Origin of the sequence: Streptomyces sp. NPDC091682 (assembly GCF_044756625.1) — a bacterium.
Classification (GTDB): Bacteria; Actinomycetota; Actinomycetes; order Streptomycetales; family Streptomycetaceae; genus Streptomyces.
The window spans coordinates 276,039-294,485 of record NZ_JBIVTH010000007.1; the positions used below are offsets into that span (position 1 = coordinate 276,039).

Consider the following 18,447-nt stretch of genomic DNA (forward strand, 5'->3'; position numbering starts at 1 on the left):
GCTGCGAGAATCGCGGTATGGACCGCCTCGACAGGGAAATCCTCGGCATCTTGCAGCAGGATGCGCGGATCTCGTACCGGGACCTGGGAGTCCGTGTCGGCCTCAGCGCCAATGCCACCGCCGACCGGGTCCGACGGATGCGCCGCGAAGGGGTGATCCGCGGGTTCACCACGATCGTGGACCCGGCGGCCGACACCGCCGGCGGGCTCGTCGTCTTCATCGACGTCACCCTGCGCCAGGACACCACCAACGAGGAGTTCGAGCGGCAGGTCGCCAAGCTCTCCGGGATCACCGAGGTCGTACACGTGACCGGCGAGCACGACTACCTCGTACGCGCCCGGGCCGCCGACCCCGCCGCCCTCGACGGGCTGCTCCGCCGCATGAAACGGGAGGCGGGGGTGGCCCAGTCCAACACCCGGATCGCACTGCGCGCGGCCACCCGACCGGGCCAGTACTAGGCCGTCCCTTCCGGATCTTGCCGGGCCCGCGACGCCCGGCCCGGCACGCCGCGGGCCCTACCGACGTCAGGTCACCCCGCGGCCGCGTAGCAGTGCACGGTCACCGTCCGCTCCGGGCTCCACCGCTGCTCGACCGTGGCCAGCAACTCCCAGCCCAGACGCTCGTAGAGGGCCACCGCCGAGGCGTCGGAGGCCACGACGTCGAGCACGGGATGCAGATCGCGCTCCCGCGCCTCCCGCGTCGCCCGGGCCATCAGGAGCGCACCGATCCCGTGGCCCCGGGCCGCCGGAGCGACGAACAGACGGCCGACCACGGCGGCCCCCGCACGGCTCGCGCCCTCGCGGCTGCTCCACAGCGCGGGCGCCGCATCGCCTTCCGCACTGCGGGCCAGGCCGACGTGACCGACGATCCGCCCGTCGAGCTCCGCCACCCAGGCGGCGAGCAGTGCCGGCCCGGACAGCCAGCCGCCGGGGTTGTCCGGCCAGTTCACCGGATAGCCGTCCTGCTCGTGGACCTCGGCGAGTACCCGGACGCACGCACCGAGGTCGGCGTCCGTCCGACTCCGGACGTGCCGGACCGCGGGTTCGCCGGCTGCTGGAGCACCCTCGTCGTTCATCGGATCATGGAAGCACAGCCGCGGAGCAGGGGTCCGTGGTCGACCGTTTCCGAAGCGCGCCCGCGGCCGCTACAGCGCCGACTCCCACGTCACCGTCGTACCCCGCGCACCCGACTCCGTACGGCCGTCGTCCGCCACCGTCAGACGGACCCGGGACGGGCCCGCTTCCACCTGCACGTCGATGAAGGTGATCCCGCCGCGCCGGTGCGCCGCGGCCAGGGCGCCGCGCAGGGCGCCGAGCAGCTCGACCGCCACCGGATCCGGCAGGAGGGCGTCCACCGCGCCCGCGAAGTGCACCGACGGTTGGAAGCCGAGCACGGCCGCCGCCCCGCCCGTCTCGCGCAGCACCCGCCCCCGGAAGGTCGTCGGGGCGTCGGTCGGCGGCTGCTGGAGGGCGAAGATGGCCGTCCGGACCTCCTGGATGGTGGAGTCGAGCTCGTCCACCGCCCGGCCGAGCTCGTCGCCCACCGTGTCCCCCGACGGGGCGTTCGCGGCCCGCCGCCGGGTGCTTTCGAGCATCATCTCGGTGGCGAAGAGCCGCTGGACCACCAGGTCGTGCAGGTCCCGCGCGATCCGGTCGCGGTCCTCGTACACCGCCAGCTGCTCCCGGTCGTGCTGGGCGTCCGCCAGTACGAGGGCCAGCGCGGCCTGGGAGGCGAACTGCGAGGCGAGCAGCCGGTCCACCGCGTCGTACGCGGGGCCGCCCCGGGCGCGGGGCAGGGCCAGGGTGCCGATCAGCTGGCCGCCGCTCTGCAGCGGAAGCATCATGCTCGGCCCGAACCGCTCCCGCACGTGCGTGGTCATCCGGGGATCCGTCGCCGAGTCGTCGATGAAGACGGGCTCGCCGCCGAGGAGTTGTACCAGCACCGGCGAACCGGGGGCGATCGCCGTCCCCACCAGGTCCCCGGGGTCCCCCTGCGTGGAGGCGGCCACGATCTCCATGCCGCCCTCGGGGGTCGGCTGGAGCACCACCCCGGCCGCTGCGTCCGCCAACAGCCGGGCCCGTTCGGCCACGCACTTCAGGGCGTCGGCCGCGGGGCGTCCGGCGAGCAGGGTCGTGGTCACGGCGGCGGCGCCGTCGATCCAGCGCTCCCGGCGGCGCGCGGTCTCGTAGAGCCGGGCGTTGCCGATCGCTATGCCCGCCTGTGAGGCCAGGACGCGCAGCAGGGCGAGGTCCTCGTCCGTGAAGGGGCCGCCGCCCCGCTTCTCGGTGAGGTAGAGGCTGCCGAAGACCTCCGTGTGCACCCGGATCGGGACGCCCAGGAGGCTGTGCATGGGCGGGTGGCCCGGCGGGAACCCGGCGGCCCGCGGGTCTTGGGTGACGTCGTCCAGGAGCAGTGGACGCGGGTCGCCGACGAGGGCTCCGAGCACGCCGGAGCGGGCGTCCGGCAGGTGCGGGATCGCGGCCCGCTCCTCCTCGGTGAGCCCCGCCGTGAACAGCCGGGTCAGCAGGACGCGCTCGGGGTCGACGACCCCGAGCGCTCCGTACCGGGCTGCGCACAGTTCGGTCGCGGAGTCCACGATGTGCTGGAGGGTGGTGTGCAGCTCCAGCTCGGACCCGACGTTGAGGACGGCTTCCAGCAGCACCGGAAGCCTGGCCGCCTCCTCGTCCGTCTCCCTGGGCTCCTGGGGCTCCTGGGGCTCTTGGGGCTCCTGGGGCCTCATTCGGCCAGCGGGTTGAGGACCATGGGGGCGATCTTCCCTTCGAGCATCGCGCCGAGACCGAGGACGGCGCACACGTCCGGCCGTTCCGCGATGGCGACGGGCATTCCGGTGGCGTCCCGCAGCATCTGGTCCAGGCCCGGCAGCAGGGCGCTGCCGCCCACCATCATGATCCCCCGGTCCGTCAGGTCGGCCACCAGGTCCGGCGGGCAGTCCCGCAGCACCTTGCCGATGCCGTCGAGGACGGCGGTCAGCGGGGTGTAGATGGCGTCGCGCACGGCCGCGGTGTCGACCTGCACGGAGCGGGCGAGGCCGGTGGCCACGTCGCGGCCGTGGATCAGGGTGGAGGCCGGGCCGCCGACGGTGAGGCCGTTGCCGTGGAGGGCCAGTTGCAGCGGCCGGACGGCCTGGCTGGGCAGCATCAGCTCGTGCGCGTGACGCAGGTGCTGGACGACCGCGTGGTCGATGGCCTCGCCGCCGACCGGGATCCGCTGGGCGGTGACGATGGATCCGAGGGAGAGGACGGCCACCTGGGTGGCCGCGGCCCCGCACACCATGATCATCGTCGCGGTCGGCTGCTCCACGGGGAGTCCACAGCCGACGGCCGCCGCGATCAGGGTGTCGACCAGTTCGACGCGCCGGGCGCCGAGCCCGACGAGGGTCTCCACGGTGGCCCGCTGGGCGAGCGGGTCCGCGTCGTGCGGGGTGCACGCGGCGGCCCGCAGTCGGGGCTTGCGGCGCAGGGCGCGCCGCAGCTTCTCGCCGAGGAGGTGACGCAGCATCCGCTGGGCCATCTCGATGTCGACGACGGTGCCGCCGGAGACGGGGCGCACGACCCGGATGTAGTCGGGCGTGCGGCCGGTCATCCGTTCGGCGAAGGAGCCGACGGCGATGAGGGCGCCGGTGCGCGTGTTGACCGCGGCGACGCTGGGTTCGTCGACCACGAGGCCGGCGCCCTTGACGTACACGCGGGTTCTTGCCGCCCCCAGGTCGACGGCGACGTGGCAGCGGCGCAACTGCTCAAGACTGACGGTCATGGCAGATCCTCCCGAGAGCACTGACGCAAGGACCGACGGAAGTGTCGATCGCTTTTCATATCATCGCGGGCAATTCGGGCTAACGGCCCGTTGGGCTGCTCCGGCCGGGGGTGTGTCGCGGCTGCATGGGGGTGGATTTCTGTACCGACAGGCAGCACCATGCGCCCACCGCACGCGCTACTCGCGCGTAACGAGGTAAAGGAGGCCAGATGCTGACGGCCCGACAGGGGATGCAGGCCCTCCCGGTGCTCCTGACGCTCCTCGCGCTGTGCGTCGCGCTGCCGACGGCTCCCCCCGCCCGGGCCGCCGCCGCCCGTCACCCGGTGGTCCTCGTGCACGGCTACAACGCGGGTCCGGGCGTGTGGGGAGCGCTGCGCGCGGACCTGCGCGCCGCCGGGTACACCGATGCGGAGCTCTTCTCCTTCGGCTACGACACCCACCGGTCCGTCAACGAAGTCCTCGCCGGGCGGCTCGGCGCCTACGTCGACCAGGTCCGCCGGGAGACCGGCGCCGCCCGGGTCGACGTCGTCTCGCACTCCCTCGGCTCGCTGGTCAGCCGCTGGTACGTGAAGTTCGGCGGCGGCGCGGCCGCCGTGGACCACTGGATCTCGCTGGCCGGACCCAACCGCGGCACCTCCACCGCCTGGGCGTGCGCGCTGTGGGACCAGGCGTGCCGGGACATGACCCCCGGGTCGTACGTGGTGAAGAACCTGAACAGCGGGGACGAGACCCCGGGCACGGTGAAGTACGCGACCTTCTGGTCGAACTGCGACGAGGTCGTCAACCCGGACGACAGCGTCCCGCTGACCGGAGCCGCCAACACCCCGGTCGGCTGCCTGGGCCACAACGACCTGCTCGGCGACGACGCGACCTCGGCCGGGGTCCGCGCCTTCCTCTCCTCCTAGGAGGTGCCTTCCCCCGCGGCCAGGGCGAACCGCTGGAGCAGGCCGTAGGTGAACTCCGCCACGCAGGGCCGCCCCTGCGCGGCGAAGGCCAGGCGCCAGCGGGTCGGCGCGGTGCCCTCCATCGGCCGGACCGGGGCGAAGGCCCGCGCGACCTCGTCCACCGTCGCCGACCAGGGCCGCAGGTCGTCCGGCGATTCCAGTGCGGGCCCGCGCGCGCCCGGAGCCCGCACCAGCCACTCGTTCCACACGGCCCCGTCCGGCGCGGCCAGCACCTCGAAGCGCAGGTCCGGCCAGAGCGGCAGCGGCCACAGCAGGGCCTCGCACTCCAGATCGCCGATCGTGCGGTGCTCGGCGCGCTCCGGCGGACCGAGCACCGAGCGGTACCGGGCCAGGGCCCCGCGGGACCGCGGCGACCGGACCATCGCCTGCCAGCGCTTGTTCGCCTCCCGCTGGTCCGCGAGCGAGGCGCCCAGTCGGCGGCGGGCCTCGTCGGCAAGGTCCGGCTGGAAGTCGGCCATCCGCCGCAAGAGCACCAACTGGAATCCGGTCGGCCCGAAAGATGTCATGGAAGCAACGATTCCACACAGGATCCTTACGTTCTCGGGATCCGGATGTTGCCGCAGACCACGTAGCCTGCGGGCGCCATGAACTATTGCCACGCCTGCCGGAGGCACCTCAACGGCGCACTGGCGTGCGCCGGATGCGGAACCCCCGCCGAGTACCTGATACCCACCCCCTCCGCCGCCCCTGCGGCGCCGGCCGCCGAGGCGCCCGTCCCCGGACCGTCGCCCGCACGGGGCGAGGTCCACGCCGACTCGCTCGTCGTGCTGTCCGCGTCGAACGAGCGGCGCGCCGGTGCCCGCCGCCGGGTCACGCACCGGCGCCGCCGCCGGACCGTGCTGTCGCTCTCGCTCGGCCTGCTGCTCGCGGTCGGGGGCTCCATGGCGGTGGCCCGCATGGTCACCGACGGGGAGCGCACCGACCGGGCCGCGACCGTGGTGCTGACCGACGACGGGCCGCAGCAGCCCGCCCCGCTGCCCGACGTTCCGACGGCCGGTGCGCCCACGGGGCCCGGAAAGGCCACGACGAAGGCCGCCGTTGCGGGCACGAAGAAGGCCGGTACCGCGGCGCCTTCCGGGAGCGTTGCGCAGTCGGGTCCGGCCTCGCCCGCCCCCGAGTTCGCGACGTCGGGCCCGACGTCCCGCACTCCCGGTCCGGGGCGGTCCGTAGGGGGAACCGCGTCGGGGAAGCCCTCGCCGAGCGGCTCCACGGGAACGCGGGCGCCGTCGCCCCCGCCGTCCCCGTCGCCGACGCCCTCGCCGACCAAGGACTGCTGGATCTTCTGCGGCTGGTTCTAGCCAATCCTGGATTCCTGCCGCCGCAGGGGCCCGTCGTAGCGGCCCCGTCGTGTGCGGGCCCGTCGTGTGCGGGCCCGTCGTGTGCGGGCCCGGCCCGGCCGGGCTGAGCGCGACGGCGCCGTCAGGCCAGCATGCGCTTGAGGAGGTCCCGCAGGACCGTCCGTTCCTCCGTGGACAGCCCGGCCAGCGGTTCGCGGGCGAAGTCCAGCGATTCGCGCAGCCGCTCCGCGGTCAGCGCGCCCTCCTCGGTGGGGGCGGCCAGCTTCACCCGGCGGTCCGCCGGGTCCGGGCGGCGTTCGACCAGGCCGCGGGTCTCCAGGCGGTCGACGATGCCGGTCACGTTCGAGGGCTCGCACCGCAGCTTCAGTGCGATGCGCCGCATCGGCATGGGCTCCAGGGAGAGCATGTTCAGCACCTTGGCCTGGGCGCCGGTGAGCTGGTGGCTGGCGGCCGCGTGCTCGTACTCCATGTGGTACCTGGCCACGACGTCGCCGATGAGCTCGACTACTTCGATGGTTACTGGGTCTGCGCGACGACTGGGCATGGAACCAGCGTACCCATTTACTTGACAACATGAAATATCTAGGAGCATGGTTGTTTCACCTAGTGAAGTAATTCGTTCTGACCAGGAGCGCCGCATGTCTCAGATCCCCGCCGTCAGCCGCGAGTGGCACCTCGTCCGTCGCCCGCAGGGCTGGCCCGTCGCCGAGGACTTCGCCCTGCGCGAGGTGCCCGTGTCCGCCGAGCCCGCCGCCGGCCGGATCCTCGTGCGCAACCTGCACATGTCCGTGGACCCCTACATGCGCGGCCGGATGAACGACGTGAAGTCGTACATCCCGCCCTTCCAGCTCGACGAGCCGATGCAGGGCGGCGCGGTCGGCGAGATCGTCGCCTCCGCCGCCGAGGGCTTCGCCGTCGGCGACCACGTCCTGCACCCCTTCGGCTGGCGGGAGTACGCGGACCTCGACGCCGCGCACGCCGTCAAGGTGGACGCCTCGCTCGCCCCGCTCTCCGCCTACCTCGGCGTCCTCGGCATGCCGGGCCTGACCGCCTACGCTGGACTCTTCGAGGTCGCCTCCTTCAAGGAGGGCGACTCCGTCTTCGTCTCCGGCGCCGCCGGTGCCGTCGGTAGCCTCGTCGGCCAGTTCGCCAAGATCAAGGGCGCGTCCCGGGTGATCGGCTCGGCCGGCTCGGACGAGAAGGTGAAGGTGCTCACGGAGAAGTACGGCTTCGACGCCGCCTTCAACTACAAGAACGGCCCCGTCGCCGAGCAGCTGCCGGCCGCCGCCCCCGAGGGCATCGACGTCTACTTCGACAACGTCGGGGGCGACCACCTGGAGGCCGCCATCTCCTCGATGAAGGTGCACGGTAGGGCCACCCTGTGCGGCGCGATCGCCGGCTACAACGACACCGAGGCCGCCCCCGGTCCGCGGAACCTGATGCAGGTCATCGGCAAGCGCCTGCGCCTGCAGGGCATCCTCGTCAACGACCACAACGGACTGCAGCAGCAGTTCGTCCAGGACGTCGCCGGATGGCTGAGTTCCGGCCAGCTGCGGTACGACGAGACGGTCGTCGAGGGTGTGGAGAACGCCACCTCCGCCTTCCTCGGCATGCTGCGCGGCGAGAACACCGGAAAGATGATCGTTTCCTTCACCGGTTAGGCTCACTGCACACCGTCGTGATCGTGGGCGCGACTCACGGCGATTACCAGGAGGATCTTCCTTTATGTCCATCCAGCAGTCCGACGTCGCCTACACCGCTGTCGCCACCGCCGAGAACGGCCGTGATGGTCGCGTCGCCACCAACGACGGCCAGCTCGACGTCGTCGTGAACCCGCCGAAGGAGCTCGGTGGCAGCGGCGCCGGTACCAACCCGGAGCAGCTGTTCGCCGCCGGCTACAGCGCCTGCTTCCAGGGCGCCCTGGGCGTCGTCGCGAAGAACGTGAACGCCGACATCTCCGGTTCCACGGTCACCGCCGAGGTCGGCATCGGCAAGAACGACGAGGGCTTCGGCCTGATCGTCAAGATCTCCGCCGTGATACCGAACGTGGATGCCGCCACCGCCAAGGACCTCATCGAGAAGGCCCACGAGGTCTGCCCGTACTCCAAGGCCACCCGCGGCAACATCACCGTCGAGCTCGCCGTCTGATCCGGCGCTCGTAGCGCGAAGGCCGCACCCCACCGGGGTGCGGCCTTCGCCGTAAACTGGCCCCATGCGTGATCTTGCGGGGGGTTTCCGGTATCTGCTGGCCGGACAGCGATGGGTGTTCCGCCACGGCCGGTGGCTGGGCTTCGGGCTGCTGCCCGGGCTCGTGGCGCTCGTCCTCTACGTCGGCGCCCTGATCGGGCTCGGCTACGGAGCCGATGACCTGACCGCCTGGGCCACCCCGTTCGCGGATGACTGGTCCGCGCCCTGGCTCTCGCTCTTCCGCGGCCTCCTGACCGCCTTGTTCTTCGGCCTCGGGCTGTTCCTCGCGGTGATCACCTTCACCGCCGTGACCCTGTTGATCGGCCAGCCGTTCTACGAGTCCCTCTCGGAGCAGGTCGACCGCAGCGAGGGCGGCGAGGTGCCGCAGTCGGGACTCCCGCTCTGGCTGGAGCTGTGGATCTCGGCCCGGGACAGCATGAAGGTGCTCGTGCGGGTGCTGCTGTACGGGATCCTGCTCTTCGCCCTCGGTTTCATCCCGGTGATCGGCCAGACGGTGATCCCGGTGCTCGGCTTCTGCGTCTCCGGATACTTCCTGACCCAGGAGCTCACCGCCGTGGCCCTGCAGCGGCGCAAGGTGGAGCTGCCCGACCGGCTGGAACTGATGCGCTCGCGGCGGATGCTGGTGCTGGGCTTCGGGGTGCCGCTGGTGCTGGCGTTCCTGGTGCCGCTGGTCGCGGTGTTCCTGATGCCCGGCGCGGTGGCGGGTGCCACGCTGATGGCCCGCGACCTCATGCGCAGCGACGAGGTCCCGGCCGCCGAAACCACCCCCGCGGGTTTCGGACCGCCGCCGCCCGCGTACTCGTAGGCCCAGGTCGCCGGCCCCCTACCGCTTCAGCAGCAGGACGGCCCCCGTGGTGTCCTCCCCGCCGTGCGCCGCCGGGTCCGCGGTCAGCCGGCGGCGCAGCAGGTCCACGTACGGGGTGATCAGCTCGGGGCTGACGCCCTGCTCCTCGGCGGTGCGCAGCATGGTGCCGCTGCCCGCGACCTGCATGGCCAGGTTGGACACCACCCCCGAGGTGAAGTCCCGAGAGGTCAGTCGTTCGGCGGCGTTGCCGACGAAGAAGCCCATCGCGCCGAGCCACTCGGACAGCAGTGGAGCCAGGTCCTTCGGTGCGATGTCCTCGCCCTCGATCAGCGCGTAGGCCTGCGAGATGCCGGCGAACATCCCCCACATCGCGCTGAGCAGCGCCACGTCGTGGAGGGCCGCGTGCCCAGGGTCCTCGCCGACGAAGCGGGACCCGGCCGGGACCTCCAGGACCGCCCGGCGGCGCTCGAAGAGCGCGCGCGAGCCGCTGTAGAAGACGTACCCGCCGGCCTCGGGGACGCCGATCATCGTCGGCGTGGCCATGATCCCGCCGTCCAGGTAGCGGGCACCGCGCGCCTCGGCCCAGGCGGCGCGGGCGCGCGCCTCGGCCGGGCTGCTGGTGGTGAGGTTGACGAGGTCCTTGCCGGTCAGGTCGATGCCGTCCAGGGCGGCGCCGACGCTGGCGTCGTCCAGCAGGCACACCACGACCAGCGTGCTCGCGGCGACCGCGTCGGCCGCGGTCGCGGCGACGGAGGCCCCTTCGGCGGCCAGCGCCCCGGCCTTGGCGGGGGTCCGGTTCCAGACGGTCGGGGAGTGCCCGGCGGCGAGCCAGGTGCGGGCGAGGGCGGTGCCCATGTCGCCGAGGCCGAGGAGGGTGAGGGAAAGGTGAGCTGTGGTGTCGGTCATGACGTTTAGCCTGTTGGCAGGCGGCAGGGCGCTCAAGTACGCACTTCGGAGTGGGTGGTTACCCCGAGGTGAGCGAGCAGGTGGGGAGGGTGTGCGATGGCGGTGACACGAAGGCCGGGTGCGGATCAATGCGGGATCGCCGCGGCGATGTCCGTGATCGACGGGAAGTGGAAGGTGTCGCTCCTGTGGGTGCTGGATCAGCGGCCCCACCGGTTCGGCGAACTGCGCAGGCTGCTCCCCGGCATTTCGGAGAAGGTGCTCGCCGCCCAGCTGCGCGAGCTGGAGACCGACGGCATCGTGCACCGCGAGGTGTACGAGGAGGTCCCGCCGCGCGTCGAGTACTCCTTGACCCCGCTGGGCCAGGACCTGAACGCGGCCCTGGAACCCCTCGGGGCGTGGGGCGGCAAGCACCTGCTGGCCGACACCGTGTGAGGCCTACGCGCGCGGCTGGACCCACAACGCCTCGGCGACCGCGCAGAGCTCGCCGTCGGCCGTGGCCAGGGCCGTGCCCACGGTGTACTTGCGGCCCGAGGACGACACCATCCAGGCGTAGGAGACCAGCCCCTCGCCCACCGGCACCGGCCGCAGCAGCCGGGCGCCGAGCGCGGCGGTGACCGCACCGGCCGGGCGGCCGTCGAGCAGCCGTCCGGCCGCGTTCCCGGGGCAGTCCAGCGCACCCCACACCAGCTCGGGCGGCAGCAGCCCGTCCGCGCCCCCGAGTTCGGGCGCCGGCGTCCAGGCCGCGGCGACCAGCTCGCGGCCCGGCACCGTACCGCAGTGCAGGCGCAGTCCGGTGGCGGGCGTCCGGTCCAGGCCGCAGCCGAAGCAGTCGGCCTGGCCGTCCGGCGGGTCCGCCCGGAAGGCCTCGGCCGCCGCCACGGCCCGGTCCCAGGACGGGGCTTCGGGGCCGTGCGCACCCGGCGCCCCGACCGGGGTCGCCGCGGCCAGCAGCAGCTCGCCGTCCGTCAGCTCGCAGCCGCCGTCCGCGGTCGCCGCGAGCCGCACCGGCGCCCCGGTCGGCACCGGCCGCCGGAAGTCCACCCGTACGTCCTCGGCGGCGGCCCGGGCGGCCAGTACGCCCGCCACGTAACCGCCGAAGGCCACCCCCGGATATCCGTGGAGGCGTTCCGGAACCGTGATCGTCTCGAAGTCGCTCATGGCGCCCACCCCATCACACCGGGGACGTCGCGACCGAGGCCGTCACCACCGACGGCGTGCGGTCGTCCGCCTCGGCGAGCAGGGCGCCGCCCGGGGCCCACACGGCCGAGCGGCCGCAGCCGGTCCACGGGCCGGCCGGGCCGACGTGGTTGGCGAGGACCACGTACAGGTCGTGCTCGCGCGCGATCCCGGGGTGGACGGTGGCGCGCTCGTGGATCCCGTCGCCCGTCCCGTACAGGGAGCTCGCCAGGTGGACCCGGCAGCCGTCGGCGGCGCCCCGGCCGGGCAGTTCGGGGAAGTGGTTGTCGAAGCAGACGCCCAGGCAGAAGCGGATCCCGCCGAGTTCGAAGCGCCCGTCGCCCCGGCCGCGTTCGAAGACGTCCTGCTCGTGCCGGTAGAGGTGCTGTTTCGCGTACGTCGTCACGTGCGCGCCGTCCGCGTCGTGGACCAGCGTCGCGATCGCGGGGCGCGGGCCGCCGGTGGGCAGGGCGACGTTGACCGCGGTGGCGATCCCGGCGGAGCGCAGCGGATCCAGCCGGGGGTCGTCGGCGGCCGTCCACAGGCCCGGGTCGGCGGCCAGCGCGGCGAGCTCGTAGCCGGTGAGCGCGAGCTCGGGGAACACCACCAGCGCGGCGCCTTGTTCGCGGGCCGTCGCGGCGAGGTCCGCGGCCCGTGCGACGTTGGCCCGGACATCGGCGGGGACGCAGGTCAGCTGCGCGGCGGCGATCTTCACCGGGTCAGGATGCCAGCCCGGCCGCGACCTCCTTCAGCAGGGCCAGGAAGGCGAGGGCGGCGGGGGAGGGGGAGATCCCGCGCGGGGTGGCGGCGTAGACCCGGCGGCGCGGGGTGTCGTCCGGGTGCAGGGGGACGAGCGCGAGGTCGGCCCGTGCCGAGGAGGCGGCGAGCGCCGGGATCAGGGTGACGCCGAGCCCGGCGGCGAAGAAGCCCTGTTTGGCGATCCAGTCGACCCGCTGCCCGGCCCAGTGCGGGAGGTGCTCGATGCCCTGGGCGAGGTCACGCCGTGCGGGCCGCTCGGCTCGGGGGCCGCCCTGAAGCTGGTGCTGATCAGCGCGGCGGTCGGCGGGGTGGCTCTGGTGGCCGAGGCCCTGAGGCTGGGCGGGGCCGTGGGCCTGCCGGAGGAACTGGTCCGCGACCGGCTGGCCCGCGGGCCGCTGGCGGGCGCGGTGGCCCGTGCGTACGCGGACGCTTCGCACTTCCCGGTGGCCCTGGCCGCGAAGGACGTGGCCCTGGCCACCGGCCACGCCCCCCTGCCGATCCTGGAGGCGGTGCGCGCCACGCTCACCGCCCGCCCGGAGCTCGCGGACCGGGACCTCTGCGCACTCCGGCCGGACGGTGGTCGCGGCGTCGCCGTCTGACCGTCAGGCGGGGACGGCCAGGGACTCGATCACGACGTGGTGGTCGGAGAAGGCCGAGTCGGCCACCGCGCACCAGCGCCGGGTCTCACTGGCGAACAGGTAGTCGATCTTCCCGCCGGAGGAGTGCGTCGCCCGGCCGGTCCGCGAGGCGCCCTCTTGATCGCACTCCTGGTAGCCCTCGGTGCCGGGCCCGGTGGAGTAGAGGCCGACAGGCCACACCAGGGCGGCCTTGTTCTTCGGGTCGTCCGGGGACAGGCTGTTGAAGTCCCCGCCGAAGACCGTCCGGGGGAAGGTGTTCACGAGGGCCTTGAGCTGCGCGAGCTGGTCGTCGCGGTAGTCCCAGGTCGGGTGGTCCGGGTTGCTGCCCAGCGGCGAGAGGTGGACGTTGCAGAGCCGGACGCCCCAGTACACCGCCGTCGCGCACTGGAAGGGGCGCTGCTGGCCCACGTACGGCTGCGGCAGCGGGTACTCCTGCGCGTCCGCCATCTGGCCCTTGACCACGATCGCGGTGCCGATGCGGTCGGCCCGCCCGTAGTCCTCACCGCAGCGGCTGTTCCACTTCCCGGAGGCTCCCTGCGACCACTGGTACGCGGCGAAGCTCGTGTTCCAGCCCGGCCCCAACTGGGCCATCAGCGCCGTGAGGTCGTCCTCGCACACCTCCTGGAGGAGCGCGACGTGCACGTAGTTGTTCTGGACGTGGTACCTGACCACGTCGATCTTCTGCTGCGGCGTGCCGGTGCCCTCGCAGTGCCAACTGGAACGCTGCGAACCGCACATGTTCCATGACATGACCTGGAGGTTCTTCGTCTCGGCGGCAACGGCCGCCGGCGTCCCCAGGCCTGCCGCGAGCAGGAGTGCGCTCAGCACTCCGGCGCTCCGCCTCATCCATCCGGACCTTTGCATGAACTACCCAACCTTTGATCGAACTCAGTCGACGATCAAGGTATCCGGAGGGGCGGCGCGGGTCAGACCTGGGTCCCGGGCCCCCTCAGCAGGGTCAGGAAGGCGCGGAAGGCGGCGGGCATGTCCACCGATTCGGGGGCGAGCAGCCACTGGTACTGGAGGCCGTCCATGACCGCCGTCAGCAGCGGTGCCGCCTGCTCCGGAGTGAGGCCCGAGGGCAGGCGGTCGCCGAACTCGGCGCGCAGCACCGCCGCCATCTCCGCGCGGACCTGGGCGTAGCGCTCGGTGAAGAACTCCCGGGCCGGATGCCCGTCGGTGACGCTCTCGCCCAGCAGCGCCGAGAAGGTCTGCACGATGCCCGGGCGCATGGCGTTGTACTCGACCAACGAGTCCAGCAGGTCCAGGCGCCAGGTGTCGGCGGCGGAGCGCGAACCGCCGCCCGTGTCCCAGCGGTCGCGTTCCTCCAGCACCGCGACCAGCAGCGCCTCCTTGGTCGGGAAGTAGTGCAGCAGCCCCTGCTGGGTCAGGCCCACGCGTTCGGCGACGGTGGCCAGGGACGCGCCCCGGTAGCCGCGCTCCGCGATCACCTCGACGGCCGCGCGGACGATCTCCCCCCGACGCTCCTCGCTCCTCGCCCTGACCATCGACCCGGCACCCCTTCCCGTTCGCTCGCTGCGCCCTGCCCACAGGACCGTACGGCATCCTCAATATCACGAACAGATTACGAACCCTACCGTTCAACAGGCAACAGGTCCACGATGGGGGCACCGCACCGAGCAACCGCACTCAACGAGGAGGCACGGCCGTGACCGATGCCGATCAGGTCCGCGATCAGGTCCGCGATCAAATACGCGATCAAGTCCGTGGTCAGATGCGTGACGAAGCCGTCGAGGCGGCGCTGGGCAAACTGGACCTCGACACCAAGGCCCGGCTCCTGGCCGGCCAGGACATGTGGTCCCTGCCCGCCGTCCCCGCGATCGGGCTGGAGTCCCTGGTCTTCTCCGACGGGCCCATCGGGGTCCGCGGCGTGCGCTGGACCGCTGACGACCCGTCCATCGCCCTGCCGTCCCCGACCGCGCTCGCCGCCGCCTGGGACCCGGAGCTCGCCCGCCGCGCCGGCCGGCTCCTCGCCCAGGAGGCCCGCCGCAAGGGCGTGCACGTCCTCCTCGCCCCCACCGTCAACCTGCACCGGTCCCCGCTCGGCGGCCGGCACTTCGAGTGCTACTCCGAGGACCCGCACCTCACCGGCGCCGTCGGCGCCGGCTACGTGAACGGCGTCCAGGACGGTGGCGTCGGCACCACCGTCAAGCACTTCGTCGGCAACGACGCCGAGACCGACCGGTTCACCGTCGACAGCGTCATCGCGCCGCGCCCGTTGCGCGAGCTGTACCTGGCGCCCTTCGAGGCCATCGTCGCCCATGCCCACCCCTGGGGCATCATGACCGCCTACAACCAGGTCAACGGCACGACCATGACCGAGCACCAGCACCTCGTCAACGAGGTCCTGCGCGCCGAATGGGGCTTCGACGGCTGCAACGTCTCCGACTGGATGGCCGCACGCTCCACCACCGGCGACATCCTCGGCGGCATGGACGTGGCCATGCCCGGCCCCACCACCGTCTACGGTCCCGCCCTCACCGAAGCCGTCCGCGCCGGTGAGGTTCCCGAGGCCGTCGTGGACGAGGCCGTGCGCAACGTCCTGCGCCTCGCCGCCCGCGTCGGCGTCCTGGAGGGCGCCCCCGCCGCGGTCGAGAGCGCCCCGGCCCCGATCGACGGCCAGGCGCTGGCCCGCGAGCTCGCCGCCCGCGGCTTCGTCCTGGTCCGCAACGAGGGGGCGTTGCCGCTCGACGGGGCCGCCGGCCGCACCGTCGCCCTCTCCGGCGCCGCCGCCCGCGACGCCCGGGTCCTGGGCGGGGGCAGCGCCACCGTCTTCCCCGAGCGGATCGTCTCCCCGCTCGATGGCCTCACCGCGGCCCTCCCCGAGGGCGCCCTCACCTACACCGTCGGCGCCGACCCCTCCGACGAGCTCACCCCCGCAGGTCGGGGCTTCGACCTCCACGCCGTCTGCCGCGATGCCGCGGGGACCGTTATCGGCGAGGGCGCCCTGCCCTCCGGCCAGGTCCAGTGGATCGGTGACGACCTGCCCGCGGGGGCCACGTACGAGACCATGGCGAGCATCGAGGTCCGCGGCACCTTCGTGCCGCGCGAGAGCGGCGAGCACGCCTTCGGCACCCGCGGACTCGGCGCCTTCGCCTTGGCCGTCGGCGGCGAGCGGCTGTGGAGCGGCATCCAGGAGATGGGCAACGAGGCCGACCCCTTCGAGGCCTTCTTCGGCGCCCCCAGCGAGCGCGCCCGCGTCACCCTCACCGAGGGCGAGCCCGTCGAGGTGTCACTGACCTTCCAGGTCCCCGACATGTCCGCGCTGCCGCTCAGGGCGATCATGTTCTCGCTGCTCCACCTCGGCCCGCGGCGCGACGCCGACGAGCTGATCGCCGAGGCCGTGGCCGCCGCGCGCGGGGCCGACACCGCCGTCGTGGTCGTCGCCACCACCGAGCGCGTGGAGTCCGAGGGCTTCGACCGGCAGGACCTCACCCTCCCCGGCCGCCAGGACGACCTGGTGCGCGCCGTCGCCGCCGTCAATCCGAACACGGTGGTCGTCGTCAACGCGGGCTCCCCGGTGGAGCTCCCGTGGCGGGGCGACGCGGCCGCCGTCCTGCTGACCTGGTTCCCCGGGCAGGAGGGCGGGGCCGCGCTGGCCGACGTACTGCTCGGCGACGCGGAGCCGGGCGGGCGGCTGCCCACCACCTGGCCCGCGCGGTTCGCGGACGCGCCCGTCACCGAGGTCGTCCCGACCGAGGGGCGCCTGGAGTACCGCGAGGGGCTCTTCATCGGCTACCGGGCCTACGAGAAGCACGCCGTGACCCCGGCCTACCCCTTCGGGCACGGACTCGGCTACACCGACTGGACCTACGACTCCCTGGAAGTCACCGCCGACACGGTCCGGGTCCGCCTCACCAACACCGGTGCCCGCCCCGGCCGCGAGGTCGTCCAGGTCTACCTCGCCCCCGTCGCCACTGCGTCCGACGGCGCGCGGAGCACGACGGCGGAACGCCCGGCGAGCTGGCTGGCGGCCTTCGCGGGCGTCGCGGCGGGCCCCGGCGAGAGCGTCGAGGCCGAGATCCCGCTGCCCGCCCGGGCCTTCGAGATCTGGGACGAGGAAGCCCGGGGCTGGCGGCGGATCGGCGGGACCTACGAGGTCCGTGCGAGCCACGCGCACGGTGACACCCGGCTGACCGCGACGCTCGACCTCGCGTGACACAACGTATGGCCGGAAATCACCCCTGAGAACCGGTCCGGGGGCGGGCCCTGACCCCCGCCCCCGGACCCCTCGTACCAGGCCGTCAACGCGGCGGTTCGGCCGCCGTCACCTGGCGGTGCGCCAGTTCCGCCAGCCGCGCCTGCCCGTCCTTGCCCGGGTGGAACCAGTCCCAGCGGCTCAACTGATCCGCCGCGAAAGGGTACTGGAACACGGCGCCGCCGTCGTAGCGGCACAGCGCGTCCTTCGCGCAGACCTCGCGCAGCACCTCGTTGTACTCCACCACCCGCGCCCGCACCTGCTCGCGCCGGGCCGTCGCCCCCGAGGCCGCCGACAGCGGATCGGCGAGCATGGACTGACAGATCCCCAGCTTCCAGATCTGCCGGACCATCGGGAGGTCCTTGCCCTGCTCCCACAGCCGCTGCAGGTCCGGCACGCTGGAGACGTACACCTGGGAGGCGGGGGACGCGGTCCGCAGGTCCGCGAGGGCCTTCTCGAACCCGGAACGGAACTCCGCCACCGGGGTCATCGACGAAGCCGTCGACCGGCAGGCGTCGTTCGAGCCCACCATCACCGTGACCAGGTCGGGCTTGTGCGCGGCGGCGCCGGCCAGCTGACCCGGCAGGTCCGCCATGCGCGAGCCGGTCACCGCGTAGTTCCAGCTGCGCTCGGGCGCCGCGGCGTCCCCGAGCAGCCGGGCGGCCAGCGAGCGGACCGCGGGGTCGTTCCCCGTGGCCCAGGAGACCTCCGGACAGTCGGCCAGAACCGAACAGGCGTCGAAACCACGCGTGATGGAGTCGCCCACGGCCGCGATCGAGGCGGGTGCCGTGTTCCAGCGCGGTGCGGCCTGCGCCCCGCGCTCGCCACCCTGCTCGCCCGACCCGCCCGAGCTGCACCCGGTGGCCGCCCCGGCCAGCAGGAGGACCGCTGCGCCCGCACCCGCGAGGGTCCGGCGCGCGCGGCGGCGCGGAGCGGTGGTGCGCATGGGAAGGGGCCTCCTTGTCGTCCCCACGTCGTTCGGGGGGTCCTGCTGAGTGAAAGCTCTTTGTTTGAGGGTCTTGGAGCGACCGTACGTCACACCATGACCCCTGGCGCACGGTAGCTTTTTCCCGTGGCGTTTCGGCCGCAGGTCTCGTAGCGCAATGTCAAAAAATTTCCGTTACATTACATCACGTCACATACTGTCCGTTTTCTGGAGTTTATTCCCGACCTCGTCCCATACTGGAGGTCCCGGTGACGACACGTGGAGTTCTGTACGTGCATTCCGCGCCGCGCGCGCTCTGCCCGCACGTGGAATGGGCTGTTGCGGGCGTGCTCGGGGTGCGGGTGAACCTCGACTGGATCAGACAGCCCGCTTCCCCGGGCACCTGGAGAGCCGAGTTCTCCTGGCAGGCCGAAGCGGGCACCGCCTCGAAACTCGCCTCCGCGCTGCGCGGCTGGCACCTGCTGCGCTTCGAAGTGACTGCGGAACCGTGCTCGAACGCCGAGGGCGAGCGCTACAGCTCCACCCCGGAGCTCGGCATCTTCCACGCCGTCACCGGCATCCACGGTGACATCCTGATCCCCGAAGACCGGCTACGCGCCGCCCTCGCCCGCTCCGCGCACGGCGAGACCGACCTGGAGGCGGAGATCGCCAAGCTGCTCGGCAAGCCGTGGGACGACGAACTGGAGCCCTTCCGCTACGCGGGCGAGGGCGCCCCGGTCCGCTGGCTCCACCAGGTGGTCTGAGCCCGCGACA

Annotated in this window: 22 protein-coding genes; 10 read left to right on the top strand and 12 right to left on the bottom strand. The window is 72.9% G+C overall.

Features of this window, described 5'->3' with window-relative positions:
- Positions 1-17: 17 nt before the first annotated feature.
- The gene (locus ACIQK6_RS18605; RefSeq protein WP_030012642.1) at positions 18-458 is read left to right on the top strand and encodes an Lrp/AsnC family transcriptional regulator; all 441 of its coding nucleotides are present in this window, start codon (positions 18-20) and stop codon (positions 456-458) included.
- 71 nt (positions 459-529) lie between these two features.
- Here the strand turns inward: ACIQK6_RS18605 and ACIQK6_RS18610 are convergent, their stop codons facing one another.
- From ACIQK6_RS18610 to ACIQK6_RS18620, 3 genes are all read right to left on the bottom strand, one after another.
- Positions 530-1,075 (bottom strand): GNAT family N-acetyltransferase, encoded by a 546-nt coding sequence (locus tag ACIQK6_RS18610; RefSeq protein WP_402695104.1) that lies wholly within the window; start codon positions 1,073-1,075, stop codon positions 530-532.
- A 69-nt stretch (positions 1,076-1,144) separates the two neighbouring features.
- Entirely contained in the window at positions 1,145-2,740 is a 1,596-nt protein-coding gene (locus tag ACIQK6_RS18615) for a GAF domain-containing protein (RefSeq protein WP_402695105.1), read from the bottom strand.
- Complete coding sequence (locus ACIQK6_RS18620; RefSeq protein WP_030757608.1) at positions 2,737-3,774, bottom strand: rod shape-determining protein; 1,038 nt, start codon at positions 3,772-3,774, stop codon at positions 2,737-2,739. The genes ACIQK6_RS18615 and ACIQK6_RS18620 overlap by 4 nt, the downstream gene beginning before the upstream one ends.
- A 209-nt stretch (positions 3,775-3,983) precedes the next feature.
- Here ACIQK6_RS18620 and ACIQK6_RS18625 point away from each other — a divergent pair, with 209 nt between their 5' ends.
- Complete coding sequence (locus ACIQK6_RS18625; RefSeq protein WP_402695106.1) at positions 3,984-4,679, top strand: esterase/lipase family protein; 696 nt, start codon at positions 3,984-3,986, stop codon at positions 4,677-4,679.
- Here the strand turns inward: ACIQK6_RS18625 and ACIQK6_RS18630 are convergent.
- Positions 4,676-5,245: a hypothetical protein gene (locus ACIQK6_RS18630; protein WP_329102331.1), complete on the bottom strand. Its 570-nt coding sequence runs from the start codon at positions 5,243-5,245 to the stop codon at positions 4,676-4,678. The genes ACIQK6_RS18625 and ACIQK6_RS18630 overlap by 4 nt on opposite strands.
- Before the next feature lie 78 nt (positions 5,246-5,323).
- Here ACIQK6_RS18630 and ACIQK6_RS18635 point away from each other — a divergent pair, with 78 nt between their 5' ends.
- Positions 5,324-6,037, top strand: coding sequence for a hypothetical protein (locus tag ACIQK6_RS18635; RefSeq protein WP_402695107.1), 714 nt, complete (start codon positions 5,324-5,326; stop codon positions 6,035-6,037).
- Between the two features lie 121 nt (positions 6,038-6,158).
- On the opposite strand, the gene ACIQK6_RS18640 is transcribed toward ACIQK6_RS18635, so the two are convergent.
- Positions 6,159-6,581, bottom strand: a complete 423-nt coding sequence (locus ACIQK6_RS18640; protein WP_329102335.1) for a MarR family transcriptional regulator — start codon at positions 6,579-6,581, stop codon at positions 6,159-6,161.
- Between the two features lie 94 nt (positions 6,582-6,675).
- Here ACIQK6_RS18640 and ACIQK6_RS18645 point away from each other — a divergent pair, with 94 nt between their 5' ends.
- The 3 genes from ACIQK6_RS18645 (at position 6,676) to ACIQK6_RS18655 (ending at position 9,050) form a co-directional block, all read left to right on the top strand.
- On the top strand, positions 6,676-7,698 hold the full coding sequence (locus ACIQK6_RS18645) for an NADP-dependent oxidoreductase (RefSeq protein WP_329102338.1): 1,023 nt from the start codon (positions 6,676-6,678) through the stop codon (positions 7,696-7,698).
- A gap of 64 nt (positions 7,699-7,762) precedes the next feature.
- The gene (locus tag ACIQK6_RS18650; RefSeq protein ID WP_030011104.1) at positions 7,763-8,185 is read left to right on the top strand and encodes an organic hydroperoxide resistance protein; all 423 of its coding nucleotides are present in this window, start codon (positions 7,763-7,765) and stop codon (positions 8,183-8,185) included.
- Between the two features lie 64 nt (positions 8,186-8,249).
- Positions 8,250-9,050 (top strand): EI24 domain-containing protein, encoded by an 801-nt coding sequence (locus ACIQK6_RS18655; protein ID WP_329102341.1) that lies wholly within the window; start codon positions 8,250-8,252, stop codon positions 9,048-9,050.
- An 18-nt stretch (positions 9,051-9,068) separates the two neighbouring features.
- Here ACIQK6_RS18655 and ACIQK6_RS18660 read toward each other — a convergent pair whose 3' ends face one another.
- Positions 9,069-9,956: an NAD(P)-binding domain-containing protein gene (locus ACIQK6_RS18660; RefSeq protein WP_329102344.1), complete on the bottom strand. Its 888-nt coding sequence runs from the start codon at positions 9,954-9,956 to the stop codon at positions 9,069-9,071.
- A 147-nt stretch (positions 9,957-10,103) separates the two neighbouring features.
- Here ACIQK6_RS18660 and ACIQK6_RS18665 point away from each other — a divergent pair, with 147 nt between their 5' ends.
- Positions 10,104-10,388, top strand: coding sequence for a helix-turn-helix domain-containing protein (locus ACIQK6_RS18665; protein ID WP_329102346.1), 285 nt, complete (start codon positions 10,104-10,106; stop codon positions 10,386-10,388).
- Between the two features lie 3 nt (positions 10,389-10,391).
- On the opposite strand, the gene ACIQK6_RS18670 is transcribed toward ACIQK6_RS18665, so the two are convergent.
- From ACIQK6_RS18670 to ACIQK6_RS18680, 3 genes are read right to left on the bottom strand one after another with little or no spacing between them, the layout of a single operon-like run.
- Positions 10,392-11,114, bottom strand: coding sequence for a hotdog fold domain-containing protein (locus ACIQK6_RS18670; protein WP_329102348.1), 723 nt, complete (start codon positions 11,112-11,114; stop codon positions 10,392-10,394).
- A 13-nt stretch (positions 11,115-11,127) separates the two neighbouring features.
- Positions 11,128-11,847: a carbon-nitrogen hydrolase family protein gene (locus ACIQK6_RS18675; RefSeq protein WP_329102350.1), complete on the bottom strand. Its 720-nt coding sequence runs from the start codon at positions 11,845-11,847 to the stop codon at positions 11,128-11,130.
- Between the two features lie 4 nt (positions 11,848-11,851).
- Entirely contained in the window at positions 11,852-12,328 is a 477-nt protein-coding gene (locus ACIQK6_RS18680; RefSeq protein ID WP_329102352.1) for a LysR substrate-binding domain-containing protein, read from the bottom strand.
- Positions 12,329-12,334: 6 nt separating this feature from the next.
- Between ACIQK6_RS18680 and ACIQK6_RS18685 the strand changes: the two genes are divergently transcribed.
- Complete coding sequence (locus ACIQK6_RS18685) at positions 12,335-12,490, top strand: hypothetical protein (RefSeq protein WP_329102354.1); 156 nt, start codon at positions 12,335-12,337, stop codon at positions 12,488-12,490.
- Positions 12,491-12,493: 3 nt separating this feature from the next.
- Here the strand turns inward: ACIQK6_RS18685 and ACIQK6_RS18690 are convergent, their stop codons facing one another.
- Positions 12,494-13,357, bottom strand: coding sequence for an endonuclease/exonuclease/phosphatase family protein (locus tag ACIQK6_RS18690; protein ID WP_329102356.1), 864 nt, complete (start codon positions 13,355-13,357; stop codon positions 12,494-12,496).
- A gap of 98 nt (positions 13,358-13,455) precedes the next feature.
- Complete coding sequence (locus ACIQK6_RS18695; RefSeq protein ID WP_329102358.1) at positions 13,456-14,037, bottom strand: TetR/AcrR family transcriptional regulator; 582 nt, start codon at positions 14,035-14,037, stop codon at positions 13,456-13,458.
- Positions 14,038-14,264: 227 nt separating this feature from the next.
- Between ACIQK6_RS18695 and ACIQK6_RS18700 the strand changes: the two genes are divergently transcribed.
- Positions 14,265-16,709 carry a beta-glucosidase gene (locus tag ACIQK6_RS18700; protein WP_402695108.1) on the top strand — a complete coding sequence of 815 codons (2,445 nt, stop codon included), beginning with the start codon at positions 14,265-14,267 and terminating at the stop codon, positions 16,707-16,709.
- 85 nt (positions 16,710-16,794) lie between these two features.
- Here ACIQK6_RS18700 and ACIQK6_RS18705 read toward each other — a convergent pair whose 3' ends face one another.
- Complete coding sequence (locus ACIQK6_RS18705) at positions 16,795-17,694, bottom strand: SGNH/GDSL hydrolase family protein (RefSeq protein ID WP_329102360.1); 900 nt, start codon at positions 17,692-17,694, stop codon at positions 16,795-16,797.
- A gap of 248 nt (positions 17,695-17,942) precedes the next feature.
- Between ACIQK6_RS18705 and ACIQK6_RS18710 the strand changes: the two genes are divergently transcribed.
- The gene (locus ACIQK6_RS18710; RefSeq protein ID WP_329102362.1) at positions 17,943-18,437 is read left to right on the top strand and encodes a DUF3145 domain-containing protein; all 495 of its coding nucleotides are present in this window, start codon (positions 17,943-17,945) and stop codon (positions 18,435-18,437) included.
- Positions 18,438-18,447: the final 10 nt, after the last annotated feature.

Coding starts and splice junctions, on each gene's coding strand:
- ACIQK6_RS18645 (WP_329102338.1), top strand. CDS start 6,676: ATGTCTCAGATCCCCGCCGTCAGCCGCGAGTGGCACCTCGTCCGTCGC.
- ACIQK6_RS18630 (WP_329102331.1), bottom strand. CDS start 5,245: ATGACATCTTTCGGGCCGACCGGATTCCAGTTGGTGCTCTTGCGGCGG.
- ACIQK6_RS18655 (WP_329102341.1), top strand. CDS start 8,250: ATGCGTGATCTTGCGGGGGGTTTCCGGTATCTGCTGGCCGGACAGCGA.
- ACIQK6_RS18635 (WP_402695107.1), top strand. CDS start 5,324: ATGAACTATTGCCACGCCTGCCGGAGGCACCTCAACGGCGCACTGGCG.
- ACIQK6_RS18620 (WP_030757608.1), bottom strand. CDS start 3,774: ATGACCGTCAGTCTTGAGCAGTTGCGCCGCTGCCACGTCGCCGTCGAC.
- ACIQK6_RS18670 (WP_329102348.1), bottom strand. CDS start 11,114: ATGAGCGACTTCGAGACGATCACGGTTCCGGAACGCCTCCACGGATAT.
- ACIQK6_RS18650 (WP_030011104.1), top strand. CDS start 7,763: ATGTCCATCCAGCAGTCCGACGTCGCCTACACCGCTGTCGCCACCGCC.
- ACIQK6_RS18605 (WP_030012642.1), top strand. CDS start 18: ATGGACCGCCTCGACAGGGAAATCCTCGGCATCTTGCAGCAGGATGCG.
- ACIQK6_RS18705 (WP_329102360.1), bottom strand. CDS start 17,694: ATGCGCACCACCGCTCCGCGCCGCCGCGCGCGCCGGACCCTCGCGGGT.
- ACIQK6_RS18665 (WP_329102346.1), top strand. CDS start 10,104: ATGTCCGTGATCGACGGGAAGTGGAAGGTGTCGCTCCTGTGGGTGCTG.
- ACIQK6_RS18640 (WP_329102335.1), bottom strand. CDS start 6,581: ATGCCCAGTCGTCGCGCAGACCCAGTAACCATCGAAGTAGTCGAGCTC.
- ACIQK6_RS18610 (WP_402695104.1), bottom strand. CDS start 1,075: ATGAACGACGAGGGTGCTCCAGCAGCCGGCGAACCCGCGGTCCGGCAC.
- ACIQK6_RS18660 (WP_329102344.1), bottom strand. CDS start 9,956: ATGACCGACACCACAGCTCACCTTTCCCTCACCCTCCTCGGCCTCGGC.
- ACIQK6_RS18695 (WP_329102358.1), bottom strand. CDS start 14,037: ATGGTCAGGGCGAGGAGCGAGGAGCGTCGGGGGGAGATCGTCCGCGCG.
- ACIQK6_RS18615 (WP_402695105.1), bottom strand. CDS start 2,740: ATGAGGCCCCAGGAGCCCCAAGAGCCCCAGGAGCCCCAGGAGCCCAGG.
- ACIQK6_RS18700 (WP_402695108.1), top strand. CDS start 14,265: ATGCGTGACGAAGCCGTCGAGGCGGCGCTGGGCAAACTGGACCTCGAC.
- ACIQK6_RS18625 (WP_402695106.1), top strand. CDS start 3,984: ATGCTGACGGCCCGACAGGGGATGCAGGCCCTCCCGGTGCTCCTGACG.